The organism is Haloarcula sp. Atlit-47R (assembly GCF_003665985.1).
Lineage (GTDB): Archaea > Halobacteriota > Halobacteria > Halobacteriales > Haloarculaceae > Haloarcula > Haloarcula taiwanensis.
The window spans coordinates 1,260,682-1,279,077 of record NZ_QPLQ01000001.1 but is presented as its reverse complement, the minus strand read 5'-3'; the positions used below and the strand labels follow the sequence as shown (position 1 = coordinate 1,279,077).

21 protein-coding genes and 1 tRNA gene are annotated in these 18,396 nt (G+C 60.4%); 4 read left to right on the top strand and 18 right to left on the bottom strand.

The window, feature by feature from the left end; genetic code table 11:
• Window positions 1-18: 18 nt before the first annotated feature.
• Both DVK00_RS06670 and DVK00_RS06665 read right to left on the bottom strand, forming a co-directional pair.
• Window positions 19-801 carry an SDR family oxidoreductase gene (locus tag DVK00_RS06670; protein WP_121535941.1) on the bottom strand — a complete coding sequence of 261 codons (783 nt, stop codon included), beginning with the start codon at window positions 799-801 and terminating at the stop codon, window positions 19-21.
• Between the two features lie 62 nt (window positions 802-863).
• The gene (locus DVK00_RS06665) at window positions 864-1,316 is read right to left on the bottom strand and encodes a TRAM domain-containing protein (RefSeq protein WP_121577463.1); all 453 of its coding nucleotides are present in this window, start codon (window positions 1,314-1,316) and stop codon (window positions 864-866) included.
• Between the two features lie 145 nt (window positions 1,317-1,461).
• Here DVK00_RS06665 and DVK00_RS06660 point away from each other — a divergent pair, with 145 nt between their 5' ends.
• A complete protein-coding gene (locus DVK00_RS06660; RefSeq protein WP_121577462.1) occupies window positions 1,462-2,919 on the top strand; it encodes a hypothetical protein in 1,458 nt (485 codons plus the stop codon).
• 110 nt (window positions 2,920-3,029) lie between these two features.
• Window positions 3,030-3,392: a group 1 truncated hemoglobin gene (locus DVK00_RS06655; protein ID WP_101348849.1), complete on the top strand. Its 363-nt coding sequence runs from the start codon at window positions 3,030-3,032 to the stop codon at window positions 3,390-3,392.
• A 189-nt stretch (window positions 3,393-3,581) separates the two neighbouring features.
• Here DVK00_RS06655 and DVK00_RS06650 read toward each other — a convergent pair whose 3' ends face one another.
• Window positions 3,582-4,631, bottom strand: a complete 1,050-nt coding sequence (locus tag DVK00_RS06650; RefSeq protein ID WP_121577461.1) for a site-specific integrase — start codon at window positions 4,629-4,631, stop codon at window positions 3,582-3,584.
• 356 nt (window positions 4,632-4,987) lie between these two features.
• On the opposite strand from DVK00_RS06650, the gene DVK00_RS06645 reads away from it, so the two are divergent.
• Both DVK00_RS06645 and DVK00_RS06640 read left to right on the top strand, forming a co-directional pair.
• The gene (locus tag DVK00_RS06645; RefSeq protein ID WP_233560762.1) at window positions 4,988-5,254 is read left to right on the top strand and encodes an ArsR family transcriptional regulator; all 267 of its coding nucleotides are present in this window, start codon (window positions 4,988-4,990) and stop codon (window positions 5,252-5,254) included.
• A 12-nt stretch (window positions 5,255-5,266) separates the two neighbouring features.
• Window positions 5,267-5,560, top strand: coding sequence for a hypothetical protein (locus DVK00_RS06640; RefSeq protein WP_121577459.1), 294 nt, complete (start codon window positions 5,267-5,269; stop codon window positions 5,558-5,560).
• Between the two features lie 83 nt (window positions 5,561-5,643).
• Here DVK00_RS06640 and DVK00_RS06635 read toward each other — a convergent pair whose 3' ends face one another.
• The 15 genes from DVK00_RS06635 to DVK00_RS06565 form a co-directional block, all read right to left on the bottom strand.
• Complete coding sequence (locus DVK00_RS06635) at window positions 5,644-6,117, bottom strand: type IV pilin (RefSeq protein WP_064288527.1); 474 nt, start codon at window positions 6,115-6,117, stop codon at window positions 5,644-5,646.
• Window positions 6,118-6,403: 286 nt separating this feature from the next.
• Complete coding sequence (locus DVK00_RS06630; protein WP_121577458.1) at window positions 6,404-7,390, bottom strand: hypothetical protein; 987 nt, start codon at window positions 7,388-7,390, stop codon at window positions 6,404-6,406.
• The gene (locus tag DVK00_RS06625; RefSeq protein WP_121577457.1) at window positions 7,383-7,679 is read right to left on the bottom strand and encodes a hypothetical protein; all 297 of its coding nucleotides are present in this window, start codon (window positions 7,677-7,679) and stop codon (window positions 7,383-7,385) included. Before DVK00_RS06625 ends, DVK00_RS06630 begins: the two co-directional genes overlap by 8 nt.
• Window positions 7,672-8,505, bottom strand: a complete 834-nt coding sequence (locus DVK00_RS06620; protein ID WP_121577456.1) for a hypothetical protein — start codon at window positions 8,503-8,505, stop codon at window positions 7,672-7,674. Before DVK00_RS06620 ends, DVK00_RS06625 begins: the two co-directional genes overlap by 8 nt.
• Window positions 8,502-9,056, bottom strand: coding sequence for a hypothetical protein (locus DVK00_RS06615; RefSeq protein ID WP_121577455.1), 555 nt, complete (start codon window positions 9,054-9,056; stop codon window positions 8,502-8,504). The genes DVK00_RS06620 and DVK00_RS06615 overlap by 4 nt, the downstream gene beginning before the upstream one ends.
• 19 nt (window positions 9,057-9,075) lie before the next feature.
• Window positions 9,076-9,237 (bottom strand): hypothetical protein, encoded by a 162-nt coding sequence (locus DVK00_RS21325; protein WP_155120750.1) that lies wholly within the window; start codon window positions 9,235-9,237, stop codon window positions 9,076-9,078.
• On the bottom strand, window positions 9,237-11,042 hold the full coding sequence (locus DVK00_RS06610) for a hypothetical protein (RefSeq protein ID WP_121577454.1): 1,806 nt from the start codon (window positions 11,040-11,042) through the stop codon (window positions 9,237-9,239). The genes DVK00_RS21325 and DVK00_RS06610 overlap by 1 nt, the downstream gene beginning before the upstream one ends.
• Window positions 11,043-11,081: 39 nt before the next feature.
• Window positions 11,082-11,480: a hypothetical protein gene (locus DVK00_RS06605; protein ID WP_121577453.1), complete on the bottom strand. Its 399-nt coding sequence runs from the start codon at window positions 11,478-11,480 to the stop codon at window positions 11,082-11,084.
• On the bottom strand, window positions 11,477-11,806 hold the full coding sequence (locus DVK00_RS06600) for a hypothetical protein (protein WP_050037296.1): 330 nt from the start codon (window positions 11,804-11,806) through the stop codon (window positions 11,477-11,479). Before DVK00_RS06600 ends, DVK00_RS06605 begins: the two co-directional genes overlap by 4 nt.
• A 93-nt stretch (window positions 11,807-11,899) precedes the next feature.
• Window positions 11,900-14,041, bottom strand: coding sequence for a hypothetical protein (locus DVK00_RS06595; protein ID WP_158598812.1), 2,142 nt, complete (start codon window positions 14,039-14,041; stop codon window positions 11,900-11,902).
• Window positions 14,042-14,835: 794 nt separating this feature from the next.
• Window positions 14,836-14,940 (bottom strand) — tRNA-Arg (locus DVK00_RS06585).
• A gap of 54 nt (window positions 14,941-14,994) precedes the next feature.
• Window positions 14,995-15,291, bottom strand: coding sequence for a hypothetical protein (locus DVK00_RS06580; protein ID WP_101348848.1), 297 nt, complete (start codon window positions 15,289-15,291; stop codon window positions 14,995-14,997).
• On the bottom strand, window positions 15,291-16,388 hold the full coding sequence (locus tag DVK00_RS06575) for a DUF373 family protein (protein WP_101348847.1): 1,098 nt from the start codon (window positions 16,386-16,388) through the stop codon (window positions 15,291-15,293). Before DVK00_RS06575 ends, DVK00_RS06580 begins: the two co-directional genes overlap by 1 nt.
• 43 nt (window positions 16,389-16,431) lie before the next feature.
• Window positions 16,432-16,932, bottom strand: coding sequence for a phosphate-starvation-inducible PsiE family protein (locus DVK00_RS06570; RefSeq protein ID WP_121511969.1), 501 nt, complete (start codon window positions 16,930-16,932; stop codon window positions 16,432-16,434).
• 37 nt (window positions 16,933-16,969) lie between these two features.
• On the bottom strand, window positions 16,970-18,310 hold the full coding sequence (locus DVK00_RS06565) for an MFS transporter (protein WP_121535935.1): 1,341 nt from the start codon (window positions 18,308-18,310) through the stop codon (window positions 16,970-16,972).
• Window positions 18,311-18,396: the final 86 nt, after the last annotated feature.

Below are 18,396 nucleotides of genomic sequence, written 5' to 3'. Positions count from 1 at the left end.
GACCGCTGGTCGGGACCGTCAGCTCCGCATCGCGCCGCCGTCGACCGGGAGCGCCGTCCCGGTGACGTACGACGAGCGGGCCGACGAGAGGAACGCCACCACGTCGCCGAGTTCCTCCGGCTGGCCGACGCGTTCGAGCGGCGCGTCCGACCACGATTCGATGCCCTCCTCGTAAGATTCGTACTCGCCGCGCTCGACGGCGGCCTCAACCAGTTCCTCGATACGGGGCGTCTCGTGTGCCCCGGGGAGGACGGCGTTCACGCGAACCTCGGGTGCGAACTCACGGGCCTGGGTCTTCATCAGGCCGATGACGGCCCGGCGGACGGCGTTCGACAGCACCAGGTCGTCGATGACTTCCCGGACCGAGCGGGACGTGATGTTGACGATGGTGCCGGCCTCGGAGTCACTGAGGTACGGGTAGGCGGCCCGGGTGGTCCAGACGGCGCTCATCACCAGCAGGTCGTAGGCGCTGTACCACTCGCGCTCGGTCGTCTCCATGAACGGGCCGGGGGCCGGGCCGCCCGCGCTGGTGACGACGTGGTCGAGGCCGCCGAAGGTGTCGACGGTCTCCTCGACGAGCGCCGCTATCTGATCGGGGTCGGTGATGTCAGCTTCGACGGCCAGCACGTCGCCGTCACCGACTGATTCGAGCCGCCCCCGTGCTTCGTCGACGTGGTCCGGCGTCCGACCACAGACAGCCACATCGGCTCCCTCAGCGGCGAGCGCTTCGGCGCTCGCAAGTCCGAGCCCGCTCGTCGCGGCGGTACACAGCGCTGCGTTGCCATCGAGTTCAAGGTCCATACCCAGAGGAAGGGCTGACTGGCTCAAAGAAGTCCCGCTCGCAAACGGTTCGGCTGACTGGCCTAGCTGCCCCAGAAGTTGTCCCGGCTTCCGAGACGGCGGCCGTCATCGTCGGGGTCGTCGTCCGTCTCGTCGGTCTCGGTGTCGCTCTCACCGGACTCAGCTTCGGACGGCGCTTCGTCCATCTCCAGGCGCTCGATTTCCTCGGCCCGGGCGTGGTTCGAGTGGACGTTCGTCACCTTGACCAGCGAACGGGCCGGGGGGAGCACGCCGTCAACCATGATGATGAAGCCGTCCTCGGTCCGCCCGACACCGGCCCCGCTCTCGTGGATGTCCTCGACGTCGACGGTGACCTCCTCGCCCATCTTGACCGGCTGGCTCTTGAGTTCCGAGATCGGCTGGTTGTAGTGATTGCACCACTCTGCACCGCCGTGGTCGCCGTAGTGGGTACAGCCCATCCCCTGGATTCGTTCGGTGAATTTGGGACAGTCGTCTGCGAGCGGACAGTCGGCCATATCAGGGGATAACGCGGCCGCTGGCAAAACGCTTGCGACCCCGTGTCCGAGGTACACAGCCTGTTATTACCTTTGAGATTTTCACCGGCACACACTTTACCGCCACTCGCTGGTTGTCGCGTAGCATTCAGTCGCACCCAGAGCTATGAGAACGCAGCTGTTGACAGGACTGGTTTGTCTCCTTCTGGTTTGTGCGTCCCCGGTCGCCCTCGGTGTCGGATCGGGACTACCAGAGCGAGGCAGCGCTGGCGGCGACAGTTCGATTGGCGTCGAGTACGCAATCGATAGAGAGCCGAACCAGACCGGTCACGTCCGGGTAACCGCGACGATTGATCGCCCACGACACGTCACTGGACTGTCGGTGCGGACGCCAGCGGAGGCGACAGTCCACAGAACTGACGGCCTCCAGTCCAATGGCGACCGCTGGCGTCTCAGCGGTGCTGCCAGGACAGCACGGTTGACCTACACCGTGCCGGTCGGACTCTCGACAGCGTTCGGCCAGCGGACCGCCGACACCCACAACTGGACGCTATTGGCCAGACAGGAAGTGTCACTGCGTGCCCGCTGGCGCTGGCACGTCGGGCCGCGGCCCACGTGGAACGAGTCACTCGCGCTCGCGCCCGGTCGGAGCGGTGTCGCCGGGAGGACAGCCGCCTACATCGGTCCCCACGGGACAGAAACCAAGACGGTCGATGGCGACCGAATCACGCTCATCGTCCCGGCAGCGTCGGAGCTGCGGCCCGACAGAGACGCCATTCTAGACTCTATCAGCCATGCGAAGCGTGCCTCGACTGCCGGACGGGACCACGACCACATCCGCGTGTTTGTCGCGCCGAACGAACTCGCGTCGGGCGGGTACGCCCCCTCGAACGGCGAGCCGGACGTCATCGTCAACGCCGGGGAACCCGTCCGCTCCCCGGTCAACGTCTGGGTCCACGAGTACCGCCACACCCGACAGACGTTCGAGGCGACACCGGAGATGGTGTGGCTCGAGGAGGGGAGCGCCGACTACCACACAGCGGCGCTCACCTACGCCGCGGGCGACATCGGGCAAGACCGGTTCCGGGACAGGGTCACGACCGAGCGTTACGAGACTGCGGACCTGACACGGCCCGACAGCTGGGACGGCCCCGGGCCGCAGTACCACAAGGGAACGCGCGTCGTCGCAGCCATCGACGCCCGCCTCCGACAGACGACCGACGGTCGCCGGACGTTCGAAGCCGTCCTCGGCAGGCTGATGCAGCAGGACGACCGCGTCACTCTCGCGCTGTTCGCCGAGACGGTGTCAGCCGTCGCCGGGACGGACCTCGATGCATTCGTTCGGCGGGCCGTCACTGGCGACGCACCGTCGGTCCCGATGGACGCGCTCTTAGACCTCAGCCCGCGACGGAGCGGGTCGGCAGACACGACCGAGCGGCCGATGAACGCCGCGCCGGCACTCGAGCGCGCCACCGCGGCGACCAGCGCCGGGGACAGGTCCGGGGCCGGCGTCGGTACTGCACGACCTGTCACCGACCGCCATGGAGAGTGGACCGTCCTCGGGACGCTCGGTATGCTGACGGTGGTGCTGGTCTCTCGCCAGCGACGGCTGGAACGGCCGTAGCTCCAGATAGGCGTCGTTCGAGCCGGGAACGTCGGCGCGGCCGCGGCGACGACCGACCCGAATATGTTCTTCCACAACCGTCATGTCGACCGCTTCCGTGCCCTCCAGCAATGGCATCACAGTCCATCTTCGAGCGGATCGGCGGTCGCGACGCGGTCGAGGCGGTGGTCTCGGATTTTTACGACCGCGTGCTTGACGACCCGCTGCTCGAACCGTACTTCGAGGAGACCGACATGGACCAACTTCGCAGCCACCAAGCGCAGTTCATCAGCGCCGTCACCGGCGGGCCGGTCGACTACGACGGGGACGATATGCAGACCGCCCACGAGGGCATGGGGATCACAGAGGACGCCTTCGCCAGTGTCGCCTCCCATCTCGAAACCGCGCTCCGCGAGAACGGCGTCCCCGACGACGACATCGAAGCAATCCTCACCGAAGTCGCTGCCATGGAAGACGACATCGTGGAGGCGTAGCCCACCGGCGTGTCAGTTTTTCATCAGAAAGGCGAGTGCGTTTCTCGACCACGAGACGAAGGCAGTGACTCCCGTGTGCGGAACCTCCTGTGTGTTTCGGCACGCTTCGGTATCGTTCAGCGGCGGGACGGGCACGGTGGGAACCTGAATATCGCCAATTCGCGGCGTTGATTTTAGTATTCATTGTGTTCAAATATCTGGGAGGAAGTCGCTACGCTGTTCAGCCTGTTCGCGGTCAGAACGCCGGTCGTAGTGACGGTCGAGAATATCCGTGCTGGCGTTGAGTCGATCCTTCACGACTCGGCGGGGAACATCCTCACGACGGTAATAGGTCACTCGACCACTGCGAACATCGTGAGGAGATCGAGCCGAGGGACACTTACTGGCATGGTCGATGTGCGTGGCTTCGCATTCATCGAGATCGCGGTCATGCGGGCAGTCCTCACCACGCCAGCAGGGACGGGTGATCCGATACAGTGTCGTTCGGAAGGTGTTGCCAGCTGGTCGACCGTGTGATGTTGTGAGCAGGGGTTCTCGTCCGTATTCGTCGGTCACATCGTCCCGGTGAAAATCAATGTAGTCCTCGATGTACCGAGCGGTTTTCTCACTGATTCGGTTCCACCGAGTTCCTGCCTCTCGGTTCTTGAGCGGCGTGTCTGTTTCAGGACGATGGACAAACTGTAGGGCGGGCCCAGAGAACCGCGGATGATCGCCTTCTAAGTCCACGTCTTCGAGATCGAGGCCACGGATTGCGCCAGTACGCGCACCGGTTTCCCAGAGCAGAGCGAGAATGATGTGGTCGCGCGTGCTGGGACGGGCCTTTTCGAGATAGTCCAGAATCTCAATTGCGCGCTCAGGGTCGAGCGTAGTCTCCGATACGTCCTCGCCGTTGGTCATCGTCGGCAGCGTCAGTTTTTCAAAGAAGCCCTGCGGGACAGCGTCAATGTCAGCAGCAAACTGGAGGAAGCGACGGAGTGTCGCCAGCTGGCCCTTGAGCGTGACTGTTTTGATAGGGTCACGACCGTCGCCCTGGCCTTCGCGTCGCCAGATCCGGTACTTGTAGAGGTCCCGACCAGTGAGTTCGTTCAGGTTCTCGATGCCTTCCTCATCACAGAACTGTACGAACGCCTGGAGACGATGCTTGTTGCTCTCCCGAGTCGACTTAGCATGTTCATCGACCATCGCATCGTGGAACATTTCCACGGCCTCATGAGGCGGGATCGGGTCAAGACCGCTCATCAGAAACCAACCTCCATACACCCGCGAACGTCGGGTTTTTCATCTGGCGATACAACTGTCGTCTTGCGGGGCAGACGCCCCGTGCTGGTTCCGTACGTCATGGTTTGCCGGGCGGAGCCACCTTCTGGGCCGTGTTCCAGCACGGCCCGGTTCTCGATGGATGAGAGCCATCAGCGGGCGGCCCGTAACTACCCTGTTACCATCTGGCTGCATAAATGTAACGAACAGATTAGTGCATCGTCTACAAACTGGAGTGCATTTTTAACATGAATTAGGCTCTTAGATGTTGATGCGTTAGTTGAATGCGTAGATCTGGATCTTGGCAAAGTGTCTGGGATGACCGTATCCTAGAGTGGATGCGGGAAAACGACGGTGCAGGAACACCTAAAAAACTCAAAGAGAGCGGCCTGATCAGGGTTTCTCAGGCTCATATCTCTCGTCGCTGTAGGACGCTCGCAGAGAACGGATTACTGCGTGAAATCGGGAACGGTGCTTACGTTATCACTGACGAAGGAGAAGCGTACCTCGATGAGGAATACGACGCCGAGGAAGGCGTCTATATCAACGGTAGTGGCCCAACAGAGCCATCGACGAGTGCAAACGCAGAGACGAACGACGTGTAATCGCCCTCCACCATGACGATTCGCAAGACGGCTCGCTGGCAACGGAGTATCGACGACCGGATACTGGAACACCTTCGGGATGACTCGGTGTCGACAGCCAAGCAGATGGCTATCCGTGACAGTATTCACGCGACAGAGGCGCAGGTACAAGATCGGTGTCGGGTATTGGCTGACGCCGATCTGGTAGCGTTTCTAACAGAAGATCAGGATTTCGTCGAACTGACGACGGAAGGCGAGCAGTATCTTGAGGGAGAGATTGACGTGGAACTGTATCCGTATCCGCGGCATCCGAAGGCGATGGAATAAGTCGACCCGGTGGGTGGGTCGGTGGGTGGGTTGAGATATGTCTATTATATACAGCGGGTCTGATAAAAATTCAAAATGATCAGTTACGCATCAGGGCCGGAGTCTTGCGCGAGAGTGGCCGAGCTATCACCTTCTTGAGTCTCATAAATCACCCGTAAGTCGTACTTCGAACCGACACCAGGGTTGATTGTTTGTCCTGCAGAAACATCTGAACCACCAGAAACAGATGCACCTTCGTAGGTGTTCCATGATCCAGCAGTTGTTTCTCCGCCGCTATCGAAGTCACCACGAATATAGAGTTCCTGTGCCTGGATTGAATCGCCACCATCGTGCGTGATTGTCACATTACCATCAGTGTCAGCTGAGCTGTTTGCACTGTATTCCCAGCTAAAGCTGGCTTGTGGGGTTGCCTGCTGTGCCTGATCACCGAGACCGAGGACGAAGGATGCGATTACTGCGGCGAGTATGACTGTGATTGCGACCATCAGAATGACGCCGATCACCGGTGAGACGGCGTCATCTTCAGTAAGCAATTCTTTCAGGTTTGTTAGATCCATACGGAACAGTCCATGATATACAGTGGTATAAACCGCTCAGACCGTTCACAGCAAATCCGGCAGTGCAAGGCCTGATTGTGTGATTACAAGTCTATATTGTAGCTTTCAAGCCCGGCTTGAGCCTGAATTTTCAACAAAACGCATGGATATCGGGGGGCTATCCAGGCCCGGAGCACCGATGCGAAAACGGTGTTCCTATATCCCGTTTTCAGCGAGACGGGTCACTGTCTCGCAATCATTTTTCGAGGCTTGTAGTGTATCAAGATTGTGGATTTTCACACGAGTACTATTCAGGTCCGCGCTCACGAAGCAAGTCAAGAAGTTTGGACCACTCGACATCTTTCTCGAATAGACCAGCTCGAAGATTCCACGCCCACGGCGCGGCGTCATCGGGATCGTAGCCAGTCGCCTTCTCAATCTCTTCTAGACTACCACCAAACATTCGATCAGTAGGCGCGTCAGCATCGGCAGGCCATGTCTCGAAGAACTCGGCGCTCTTCTTAGCCGCTTTGTACATCGCCAGCGTTGAGAGGCGCTTGCGCTCGGGATGGAGGTCCTTCCCGGTGTGGACAACGACAGCTTCCATGTCCACGCCGATCTTCGCGTAGCGTTTCGCCAGCGGCGTGTACTGCTCAGCAACTTCACGGCGGTTCGTTCGAGCATCGAAGTGTGTCGATCCCTCATCGATCAGGATAGCCTTCGGACGGTCGCGGTGTTCAAGCAGCTGCACGGCGAGATCGTGAGCTGACGTGACGACGATATCCGTCTGTTCCCACGTCCGGACGTTCGAGAGTACCAGAAGGTCATCGAGGTCGAGCGCCCGCAGCGTGATCAGGAGGATAGCCGTGTTGGTCTTGCCCGTGTTCGGGTTGCCCGCCGCGGTGAGGAACGCCGGAGCGCCGTTGTTCTCGATCTGGTTCAGGAGCATCATCGGGAGCCGCAGCGCCGAAGCATCGAGGTCCTGTTCAGTGACACCGACGATGTGGGACATGACCGAGCCGTTGCCAGTAGCGACGGCCTCGGTCGCCGTGTCGGTCAGTACCTTCGAGGAGATCGCCTGTCCGAGAGCCGTGCCCTCGAACGTAGAACTACCTACCAGTGACCGGTCGGTTTCTCGCATCGCAGTCTCCATGAACGACAGCGCCGCGCGGTCTTGCTGATCCTCGACGATTCCAGTGTGCGGTAACAGCCGCTCGTCACCGTCAAGTTCGCCCTGTACCTGTTCGTAGAGCTTCGCAGCGGTCAGCAGATGTTCGTCAACGCTGTCAGTCATCATCGGACACCTCAACAGAGTCGGAACTGTCCTCGACGAGCTGATCCCGGAACGCGTATGCGAAGCCGAGCAGCGGAACGACAACTGAGACGACAGGCAGGGAACCGGGAACAGGACGATAGGCAGGATCGTATATCTGTTCTCCAGCGTTCTGCGTCACCTCCAGTGGCACGTCAAGGGCCTGCGGTGGTACCGACCAGATACCGGCCCAGAAGCCAGCTACGAACGTCACAGAAGCAGTTAGCACGACGATGCTTTTCTCACGATGGGTTAGATTGAGTTCAATCATCAGCGGGAACACCTTCGTCACCAGCGCCAGCGAGATCGGCGAGGTCCTGGTCAAGATCGATGCGGACGCCCGGGACGTCCGACTCGGGAGACTCGTCGTTCTCGGCAGCGCGGATCTTTCGGTCAAGGCCGAACTGTTCAATAGCCGAATCTATCTCGTCGGTCAACCCCTCTCCTTCATCTGGAAGGGTGCCACGCTCGAACGTCGAAACGATTCGGAGAACCGCCTTTCGCGTGGCATTGCGGATGATCGTAAACGCCTGGGCTTCGATGGCGAAGCCGCGCTTGGCGTCGGCTTCGAGCTGGCCGCGACATTCTTCGACGGCCTGTAGTGTTCGCATTAGCTCCCGGTCAGAGAGGGTTCCGCGCCAGCATCCTTCGACGGTCTGGGCTTCGAGGTCGACGTTCTTGCCGAAGGCAAGATTGGGACTTACCCAGTCGAGTTGGCCGTCCTCGACGGACCACTCTCGGAACCGTTGGCCAGGTGTCCGGAAGATACCGCCTTTCGTGTGACGGGCGTCAATGTCGACGAGCCAGACGTAATTCGGGTCCCACAGTAGCGACCGGACTTTCTTGCCCGTCGGTCGTCCAACCAGCGGAATCGTCACGAGCGCACAGAGTCCGATCAGGCGCAGACTTCGCGGGAGTTCGTACCCGAGTACCGACGCGATGACGAACAGGACGATACCGACACCCGACGCGATCAACAGCAGGTTGTTCGTGAGCCACCGGAACAGTCGATAGGTCCGACTGTGGTCCGGGCCAGGATCAGCGTTGTGCGCCATCTCGTCGCGGTCGAGATCGGGATTATTCTCGTCGTCGGTCATGCCAGTCGCTCACCTCGCTGGGCTGACCCGATTTTCGCGGAGACGGCTTCGTACAGGACGGCAATCACGACACCGAGCGCACTGCCGAGGGCAGCGTTGCGAACGTCTTCACCACTCCACGGGCCGGTGATGATGAACGAATTGGGCTTGCGGAGGTAGTGGAACCGCTGTTGTTCGATGGATTGCTCAGTCCAGAGTGTCACGCCACCGCTGGATGGGACGCGAACAGTGGTCGTCGTATCCGCATCGACGACAGCCGCACGGAAAGAGACGCTGCCCGCTTCCGATCCGGCGTCAACCTGCGGGGCAACACTGACGACTTTGTACTCGTCCGACCAGAAGTCGATGACCAGCTGGCCGTCAGCGTAGTGGTAGTCTGTGACCACCACGTTCTCGTCAACAACGAGTTCGACATCACTGGGTGCGCCATCCGGTGCGGAGACGTTCGTCGAGGTCGCCGTCTCGTTCGTTGTCTCTTGCGCTGCTGCTGGTGCGGCGAGAGCAATACAGCTGACGATCAGTATGAGGAGTATGGGCGTACGTAGGTTCATAGTCGAAAATCCGAGTTTGTCACCAGAACCAGTCAAGCGAGGGTTCTGGGAGCCAAGACGACACCAAATCAATGGCTGGCCCGATCACGTCGACGGTTCCCGAGAGTTGCAGCGCGGCGAGTGCGACGATGACGAGCCACAGGTCCCGAGGAACGAGCTTGAGAGCCAGCCAGTAGACCATCAGTTGTTACCTCCCGTTTGCCGCTGGCTCACGGCGTAGAGTGCCCCAACGCCAATCAGTACCAGCACGACCGAGGAAGATGAGCCACCGAGCAGGCCACCACCAGCTGAGCCACGAAGGTTCTGCTCACGCGCCTCAATCTCCGCTTGCTTTCGTGCCAGATCCTCGTACTGTTGCTTGAGTTCGGTTACGTTGGTCGTCTCGTAGGTGGTCTTCTGGATAGTGACGTTCTGAACGGTCTGACCGTCGTGTGTCGATATGCTGTCGATGGTGAACTCACCCTCCAGTTCAACAATGCGATCCGAGGTCACGACGTACTGCGTGCCGCCAATGTTAGACGTGTTGTACGTCGTCCCGTTCTCGAACTGCCCGCTGGCAGGATTTTCCTGCGAGAACAGCACGCCCTTGTACTGCGTGCCGTCTCCGGTGGTGACGTTGAAGCTCCCAATTTGATCGAAGTTCTCCGGGGAATTCGTCCCCATCAACGTTAGCTGTGCGGCAGCCCAGCCTTGGAAGTCATCGCCCGGAGACTGCTGGGACGCCAGCATGTAGGGATCTACGAGATCACTGTTGCTGATTTCGCCCTGTTGGTAGGCACTATACGTGTTGTTCGCAAGAGTCTGGATCTCAGCCTGCACGTTACTGTTATGCGTCTTAATCTGAGTCCACTGCTCAGCGAACTCGGAGAACTTGAGATATTCGACGCCATCAGACGTGGAACTAGTCGGTTTAGCACGGACAGCCGACACGGTGTGACCGGACTGCGGGGTGACAGGGCCGGTGTTGATGTACACGTCTTGAGAATACGGATTCCAGTGGTTGTCCCCAAAGTCCCACTCTCGGACATTGATACCATCAACGGTCGTTGTGTTGCCGTTCAGCAACTGCATACTCTTGGACGTGGTGCCATGGATACGCCAGGTCAGGTCGCCGTTAGTGTGTTGCATGACCCCTCCATTGACATTGTGGAAGTCCATCGAGACACCGGTTTGCGACGACGACAGAGTGTTGTTCAGGTACTGGGCCTGAGCGACGCCGCTGTTCCACTGAGCAATTAGATTGCGTTGCTTGACAGCGTAGTAGTTCTCAACAGCGTCACGAGCACGCTGTTCAGCTTCAAGCTTGCCAGCGCCGTCATTGAGAGCTTTGATATAAGCATTCTTACCAATAATGAGGGCAGTGGTCTCAGAGTCGTCAAGGTAGTTGTCGAACACTACACGCTGGTTCTCGAACTGAGCATGCGTGTTGCGTGAGCTTTGGTAAATGCGGTGTTTCAGCAAGGACGCATCCGTTGTGGAGTTGACCTTCTTGATACCGGGCTTAGTACAGTCCAGATGCGTCATACCACCAACAGCGTTGCTGATGCGGTCAGACAAGTCGCACTGCGTATCCGGGTCGCCGCCAGTCGTGCCAACAACGGTTTTTTGCAGGTTTAGAGACGTTACGACTCCGCGAGTCTCAAACTTAGGTTCACCGCCGCTGTAGCCACTCACAGTGACCTTGACGGTATCGTATGCCCCCTCGTTATAGAACCACAGTTCATCGCCGTGCAGATTGGCGGTATTGTACGTCTCACGGGCTAAGACAGTCGGATTGTCTGGCCCCTCCATTGTCGAGTATTCGACAGTGAAATCCGTCCCGGTATCCATTGCGGATGTGTCGATAACCAGAGTCTCAGCGCCTCCCTCGTAGCTGTAAGATATTGGTCCCGTCTCCGTACTTTGTGCCAGCGCGGGACCGGCACCAGTAACGACTACCGACAGGACAAGCAGCCCAGCCAGTAAGATCGAGCGTGCGTGACTCATCGTAGTTCACCTCCGAAAGAATAGCGTCGTGTCATTGGTTTACTGAACAGCGACTCCCCAAGAGACGACCGTGGCGACGAACGCCAGCTGCATCCCGAGCGGGTCGCCCAGACTGAGGAGGAAGTCGTTCACTTGCGGGACGAACTCGTTGCCGAGGATGACGAGCGGGCCTATGACAATCGCAATTTGCTCCCATAGTCCGTAGTACTCGAAGCGTTTGGATTCGCTCGAAGCGAATCCCGCCGCATACGTACCGAGCGACACGAGCAGCGAGTGCTGGGTCGTCAGCGTGTACGACAGCCACGGGAGTTCGACCGTTGTGATGCCACCGAACTGGTAGAGACTTGCCGCCACGAACGCTACCGAGAGCATCGCCGGCAGCGAGCGCATATTCATGTAGTCTCCGGCCACATCGCTCAGGCGTCGCTGATAGCTCATCGCTTCACCCGCACCTCGCGCGGATTGTACTCCTGTTCTTCACCGTCCTCGTTTTCGAACGACTCCGTTTCTTCGGACTTGCGGACGCCGATCTTCGCACCTTCGATAAGGCCAGCGATGATCTGTCGACGCATCGTCTGGTTGAGCCGAATCGGACGACCATCGATTTCGGCCACACCGTTGTAGCTCGCCAACGGGTTGAACGCAGTAATGACGCCGGTCACTTCTTCGCCTGGTTCGAGATCAATCCATCCGTTCGAGTTGTCGTCGTCGGAGACCTCGACAGAATCGAGGTCATCGAACGACGGGGCTTCGTTGGTAGCCATGCTACATTCAGAAATACTAGATACTAGTTAAAAGAGAAGAACCAGATGGAATCTGGTGAAGTTTTAAATACAAAGAATACGGTGAATTGCAGATCAAGAAACACGAATAGTATCGCCACACGAATCACACTCGAATAGTGATAGAGACTTATCGGTGATTTGCCGTTCGTACTGATAGTGTCCAGAGTCACAGGACAGACAACTATCATTAATTCGTGGGTTTTGGAAACCAGTTTGGTTTTCTGAAATTTGATTCGAGTCGTCCCAGCTCTCAACGTCGGTCGTGATCTCGGTCATTGTGACACCGTTACCGGAGCTGGCCGAGTGGAGTTCACCATCAATCTCGATAGAATGTACGCGCCACTCCGGAACGCGCTCATGCTTCAACCAATCAGGGCGGTGTTCCGGATCATCCAAGTCGGGACGGTCGAAGCCAGCCAGCACGCCACGAATTAGTGCTTCACCATGCTTGTCGGGTAGTTCCAACTGAAGCATTCCAAGCAAGCCAGCGACACCGACATTCGGGTATCGGCGGGCCTTCTGCTCAATCCGTTTGACGTGTTCGACAGCCTTGTTCTCGAACGCATCATCAGGGATGTAGGTGTCATCAGGTATCGGAACGGTTGCGTCCACAGCACCCTGATATTCCGCGCAGAGAGGGCACTGATTCGACCCATCAGGGTGGTAGCACTGCCGATCAGCCGTTGTCTGTTCACAGGCACGCCAAGCGTCAACCCAGTCGTCCCATAGCTCGGTGGAGCCACCGTCTGAGACGATTTCGGGCGATTCAGCAGGAGAGGTGTCGACACGATGCTTTGTGAGTGTCTGAGATTGGTCGATACCGTGTGGAGAACCACACTCGGCGCACTCAACCGTGTTAGTACCTTTATCCGAGACGGTGAGACGGTCGCCGTGTTGACCCTCCAAATCCGAGTGGGGCGACTCATGGCGTTGCCGGCAGCGGTCGGCGATAGCCGCCCATCGAGCAGAATCTGAGCGGGAGACTGTTCGGATGTTTCCGGCAGTCATCGCAGCTGCCCAGGCGATGTAGGAGGGAGATCGTTCGAACAGGTCGAGCGGGTCGATAGAAGCGTAATCCGCGACGTAGGCGGCGAGGTTCTCGACCGATTCGGGGTCGCGTACTGAAACAGGTGTGTCGCAGTCGTCACACGCACCATCAGCGGCGTCCCACGGATTCGGCGCTGTATCTGCGTGTTCGGGACACGGCGTATTCGTGTGTGCGTCACGTCCAGCCCCCTCAGTAGCGGATACATGGGTTTCCATGACAGGAGCGAAATCTGACTGTGATATTTCGCCGTCGACGACGATGATCGAGTGTTCGTGAGCGTAGCACTGATTTTGGCCGGTACCCGGATGTGGCTCTAAAACGCGCCAGAACTGCCACTCATCGTTCTCGAAACCGAGTTTGTCGAGTACGTATCGAAGCTTCTGGTAGACTTCGCGCCAGGGCTCACGGACTCTGTTCGCGTGGTCGACGGGTCCGATCCGAGTCCCATCAGGGACGGAAGAAGCCGACCGGGTCAGGAACGCGACGGAGGGGTTATCGAACGAGGCTTCGGTTTCGCCACCGGAGGGGCGTGAACCACCGGTTATCTCACGAAGCCATCCTTGGCACTGCGCATAAAACTCGCGCTGGTAGTCGGGGGACCACCGATCAGACGCCGAGAAACTGAACTTCGTATACTCGGGATCGCGGGGCCAGCCGTATTGGAGATTAATCGTAGTCTGGCGGGTCCGTTCGTGGGATTCAAGCAGATTCTCTACTGCGACAGCCCACGGGACACCTTCGATTTCGGTAACTCGTTCACCGGAAACGGACTTGCGGACAACCCAGGTGTCAGCTGCATCAGCAGGTGAAAAGGAAAGTCGATCAATTTCGTCGCCATGTGATTCGGAAACGTGACCCGCTGGGTCTTGCGTAGCAGGCATGAAAAACGACTCACAGCGGCCACAGTAGTAGAGAATATCGGAATCCCAGGTTTCGGTAGAGCAGTCGGTGTAGTCCTCGCGTATCGGGGTGCCGTCCTCGAATGCGACGGGAACATCAACGAGGTCGGGACACTCCTCGATGAAGGACCAAAGAACGTCGTCAGTGCTTGGTAGGTCGCGCTCGTCGGATTCGGAAGTTTGGGTTTCAGCGTCTGTCCCGGCAGTTTCACACTTATTCTGATTGGTTTGCCGAGAGCCGCTGGCCGCTGGTTGCCCCTCACTCATCGAACTCAGTAGAAGAACCGCCGACGTTCGACAACGACCGCACAGCATCCCCACGTTCCGGGCCTTCGGCCGGGCTTTCGCGTTGGGATTGCCCCCGTCGCTCCGCTCGGGGGCGTGCGCTCTCTCGGTCGGTCGGACCCCCATGTGAGGGGGCCGCTCCCTCCGCTCGCTCGCTTGTGGCGGAGTTTAGGACTGCTTCAGGAATGTCGTTGAAGCAGGAATGGCAGAGGTCGAACCGAGCGGCTTCTGTATCGGTGTGATTGATACAGATCGCTCCGCAGTCATCGCAGGCGTAGTGAACGTACTCCGACCAGGAGGTCACGCCTGACCACCTCCTTCGAGATCGAGGATTACAGCTGAGACTTCATCTCGAGTATGTCGATGAGCCTCGGTTAGCGCGATTGCCGATGCCGTGGTATCGCCGCTCGGCGCGACAGAGACTAAATCGAAACATAGCTCGTCGACGAAAACCCAGTCCGTCATCGAGAACCACCGTCCTCGATCTGCTCGATTGCTCGACGAACTTCGTCGTCGGTTGCCTCTATGAGACGGGACGCACGAACGAACTCGTTTGGAGGGAACGGCCAGTCCTCAGGAGCGGGGGAACTCAAGAATCATCACCCCGCTCACGTCTCGGAACAATGGAAATCACCAGCAGGCAGCGGGGGCCGTTCAGCTGCTGAACGAACTCCGAAATCCGAGTTTCAACTGAGAATTGTAACCGGCCCAGAGACGGCCTGAAGCATGATATATCGGTATTTGAGCGAAGAAGCTCGAAACCGACGATTTCGGGACGGGCACGGTGGGATTCGAACCCACGACCGTCGGATGTCTTCCCCCGATGGCAGCGCCAGCGGAGATAGAAGTCCGACGCTCTATCCGGACTGAGCTACGTGCCCTCGCTGTCGTGTACTTCCGGTAGTGACAAAAGAAATGCGGAACACAGTCGCCAGTCAGTCGTGGGGGTCGAGGTCTTCTTCGACATCGTCGGGCGTTGTAATGGCGTTCACGTTGCCGGTCTGAATCGCTGCCAGTCCGTCCAGACCACAGAGGGCGTCGATTTCGTCCTGTGTCGCCGAGACCAGCAGGTCGTCGAACTGGAGGCGGCGCTCGACGGTCGCACCGGCGGCCTCCGCGGCGGCGGCAACGCGCTCGGGGTCAGCACCGTCAGCCGTTTCGAGAACCAGATCGACGGGTTCGCCGTCGACTGGGTCCGCGCGCAAACTCTCGACGGCACGAGAGACGTACATTATTCGGATGAGGGGCCCCCGGGGCCTTGATTGTGCTGTTCGGGGCGGTCGAAGCGGGCCTCCGCGACGGCAAAGGCCAGCGTACTGACCAGCCCGAGCAGCGTCCCGCCGGTGAGCATTATGGCGAGATACTCCAAGTCCTGAGTGCCGAGGAAGAAGGCGCTGACGGCGTGTAACACGAGGGCGATCGAGAGGACGTAGAAGGGGGCGTTGAGATATCGCCACCGGAAGCTCCCGTCGAGATACTCGTCGGTCACCCGGCCGAGGCTGGAGGTGATGCCGGCGGCGGCGAACCACTGAATCGCGCCCGACACCAGCGACGCGATGACTTCGAGTGCATCGGGGTCCGTCTGGCGTCCGAGTTCCTGAACGCCGTTGACGCCGCCGATAGCAAGGAGTGCGGCCGCAACGACGTAGGTGATAATCGTCACGCGCCCGGCGTACAGTCCGGCGGTCGTTCGCTCGACCGCTTCGTCCAGTATCTTCTCGGCACCGAGGCCTCGGGCGAGAATGTAGAGTCCGAGCAGGCCGGAGATGACACCGAGCGCAGAGCCGGGGTAGCCCAGCGCTTCAATAGCGATTGTCAACGGGTAGATGAGCAGGAGAATACCCAGCGGCACCAGAATTGTGCCGCGGGTTTCCGGGTCATCAAGCACCTGCTTGATGGTGTAGTACATCGATTCGAGATTCTGGGCCTGCCGGACGACGACGCGGCGGACGCCGTCGATGCGAACCCGCGAGCGGATAACGGGGACCACCGACTCGTCCTGTGCGCCGTCGGTGACGAGGAGTGCCCGGACATCCTCACTGGCCGCCAGCGACGCGAGAACAGTATCGACCTCCTCGCCGACCGCGCGGTTGGCGGCGACATCGCTCCCGTCGACGCCGGTGACGGCCGCGACTTCGACCGGCTCGTCGGTGATGTCGTCGTAGATGTGGACGCCCTCGAAGAGGACGTTCACGTCGGAGTCCTCCGGGTCGTTCGAGGCCAGCGCCACCGCTGCGTCCACGACGGCATCGCGCCCGATGACGGGCGTCTCGATGCCGGTCTTGCGGCCGAGGTCGTCGTCGAGGTCGATACACAGCACCAGCAGCATCTGTCGGCGCTACGCCGTCTGTGTTTAACTTCTTTCGGGACCGCTACCCCGGTTCCGTCGACGGTCCACGGGTCCGGCGTTCGACGAGCAATAGCGCCGCGAGGCCGAGGATGATGAGCGTGTACGCCCCGGCAGCGAGGAGAGCGGCCTGTTCAGAGCTGTACTCGCCGGTGCGGAAAATGATGGCCTTCCGGACCATGGCGATGACGCCCGTGTAGATGACCAAGCGGACGATGCGCCGGGTCTCGCTCTCTTGTGTGTAGGCGACGACGGTCTGGTACACCTCGACGATAATAAACAGGAGGAGAGCAGTGTCGATGAAGCCAACGACGACCAGCGGGTCGGTGATATCTCCCCGGGCGGCGCTCTGGAATATCTGCAGCCCCAGGTCGAAGACGCCGATGGCAAAGAGCAGGACGAGCACCAGCGCCGCGACCACCTCGACGTAGCGGATGGCCGTTTCGCTGTAGCCCAGCACCCTGTCGTCGAGTGTCTCCGCTTTCGGTAGCGTCCCGCCGACGGGGTCGGCCTCCTCATCATCCATACACACGAAACGAACCCCAGCCCATTCAAAGCGGTCCCTATCTGGCGTGGCCCGGGTCTGACGGTCGCGGCTCGTAAGCCTCCGGTGTCGTTCCCAGTCTAGCAACGAGCCACAGCACCGGGAGCAACAGGACGCTGCCGACGACGAACGGCGACCAGTAGCCGACGGCGAAGTACAGCCCGCCCATGACCGGCGGGCCGACGGTCCGGGCGAGGCTGCCGGCCCCCTGCGTGATACCGAAGGCGCTCCCCTGGACGGCTGCGCCGGCCCGCTGGGAGACCAACGCCGTCAGCGTCACCGAGAGGATACCGTTGCCAAGCGGCAGCAGCGTCAGTACGAACAGGAGGCCGAGCAGGTCGGCGGTGAGAAACGGGACGAGTGCGGTCAGGTCGGGCAGGACCGAGCCGATGGCCCGCGAGGTCGGGATGGCACCGACGCCGACGACGAGCAGGCCGGTCCCGAACAGCGAGAGCCGGACTGGGCTGTACCGGGCCGAGAGGCGGCCGACGAGGACTCCCTGCGTGATGACCGCGAGGACGCCGATGTAGGTCAAAAGGAGCGCGCTCTGGGCCGCGGTGTAGCCGTAGATGTCGGCGACGTAGGGGACGAACATCACCTGCACGCCCGAGAAGGCAAAGGAGACGAGGAAGAAGGCCGCCAGCAACGGGCGGAGGCCGGGGGTCGCCACCGCCGTCCGGAGCTGTGAGAGCGCCGAGGGGCGGCCGGTCGCCGTCGCGGTCCCCGAGGCGGGCCTGGATTCGGGGAGAAACAGGAGGGCGACGACGACGCCACAGAGGCTCGCGGCCGCGGCGGCGAAGCTCGGGAGCGAGAACCGGGAGACGGGAACGGCCGCCGGCACGAGCGCGTCGACGGCGGCGACCGTGGCGTCGAAGCTCAACACCGCGCCGATGCCGGGGCCGAAGATGAACCCCAGACCGAAGGCGGCTCCGATGAACCCCAGCGCCGCGGCGCGTCGCTCCGGCGGCGTCACGTCGGCCACGTAGGCCTGGGCCGTCGAGAGGTTCCCGCCCATCGCGCCGGCAAGCATCCGGGAGACGAACAGCAGCCACAGCGCGTCGGCCAGCCCGAACACCGTCCACGCGACGACGGAGCCACACAGCGACACCACAAGCACCGGGCGGCGGCCCACGCGGTCGGACAACGAGCCAAGTAGCGGCGCGAAGACGAACTGCATCGCGGAGTAGGAGGCCGCGAGCAATCCGATGACGAACTCCGTCCCGCCCGGGAACGACCGGGTGTAGTACGGGAGTATGGGGATGACGATGCCAAAGCCCAGCAAATCCAGGAAAACGACGAAGAAAACGACCGCAAGGGCGCGGCGTTGGGACCCGGTGCTTGTGGTCCCGGTGTCTGTCATACCAGCCCCTGCGTCGGGACGGCGGATAAGCGCGCCGGGGCCGGGCCGTGGGCTCATCTCGCACGCCGAGCACGATGCGCACGCTT

Coding starts and splice junctions, on each gene's coding strand:
- DVK00_RS06595 (WP_158598812.1), bottom strand. CDS start 14,041: ATGAGTGAGGGGCAACCAGCGGCCAGCGGCTCTCGGCAAACCAATCAG.
- DVK00_RS06615 (WP_121577455.1), bottom strand. CDS start 9,056: ATGAACCTACGTACGCCCATACTCCTCATACTGATCGTCAGCTGTATT.
- DVK00_RS06625 (WP_121577457.1), bottom strand. CDS start 7,679: ATGATTGAACTCAATCTAACCCATCGTGAGAAAAGCATCGTCGTGCTA.
- DVK00_RS06580 (WP_101348848.1), bottom strand. CDS start 15,291: ATGTACGTCTCTCGTGCCGTCGAGAGTTTGCGCGCGGACCCAGTCGAC.
- DVK00_RS06575 (WP_101348847.1), bottom strand. CDS start 16,388: ATGCTGCTGGTGCTGTGTATCGACCTCGACGACGACCTCGGCCGCAAG.
- DVK00_RS06620 (WP_121577456.1), bottom strand. CDS start 8,505: ATGACCGACGACGAGAATAATCCCGATCTCGACCGCGACGAGATGGCG.
- DVK00_RS06630 (WP_121577458.1), bottom strand. CDS start 7,390: ATGACTGACAGCGTTGACGAACATCTGCTGACCGCTGCGAAGCTCTAC.
- DVK00_RS06600 (WP_050037296.1), bottom strand. CDS start 11,806: ATGGCTACCAACGAAGCCCCGTCGTTCGATGACCTCGATTCTGTCGAG.
- DVK00_RS06665 (WP_121577463.1), bottom strand. CDS start 1,316: ATGGCCGACTGTCCGCTCGCAGACGACTGTCCCAAATTCACCGAACGA.
- DVK00_RS06635 (WP_064288527.1), bottom strand. CDS start 6,117: ATGGATCTAACAAACCTGAAAGAATTGCTTACTGAAGATGACGCCGTC.
- DVK00_RS21325 (WP_155120750.1), bottom strand. CDS start 9,237: ATGGTCTACTGGCTGGCTCTCAAGCTCGTTCCTCGGGACCTGTGGCTC.
- DVK00_RS06610 (WP_121577454.1), bottom strand. CDS start 11,042: ATGAGTCACGCACGCTCGATCTTACTGGCTGGGCTGCTTGTCCTGTCG.
- DVK00_RS06570 (WP_121511969.1), bottom strand. CDS start 16,932: ATGGATGATGAGGAGGCCGACCCCGTCGGCGGGACGCTACCGAAAGCG.
- DVK00_RS06660 (WP_121577462.1), top strand. CDS start 1,462: ATGAGAACGCAGCTGTTGACAGGACTGGTTTGTCTCCTTCTGGTTTGT.
- DVK00_RS06605 (WP_121577453.1), bottom strand. CDS start 11,480: ATGAGCTATCAGCGACGCCTGAGCGATGTGGCCGGAGACTACATGAAT.
- DVK00_RS06565 (WP_121535935.1), bottom strand. CDS start 18,310: ATGACAGACACCGGGACCACAAGCACCGGGTCCCAACGCCGCGCCCTT.
- DVK00_RS06655 (WP_101348849.1), top strand. CDS start 3,030: ATGGCATCACAGTCCATCTTCGAGCGGATCGGCGGTCGCGACGCGGTC.
- DVK00_RS06645 (WP_233560762.1), top strand. CDS start 4,988: ATGCGGGAAAACGACGGTGCAGGAACACCTAAAAAACTCAAAGAGAGC.
- DVK00_RS06650 (WP_121577461.1), bottom strand. CDS start 4,631: ATGAGCGGTCTTGACCCGATCCCGCCTCATGAGGCCGTGGAAATGTTC.
- DVK00_RS06640 (WP_121577459.1), top strand. CDS start 5,267: ATGACGATTCGCAAGACGGCTCGCTGGCAACGGAGTATCGACGACCGG.
- DVK00_RS06670 (WP_121535941.1), bottom strand. CDS start 801: ATGGACCTTGAACTCGATGGCAACGCAGCGCTGTGTACCGCCGCGACG.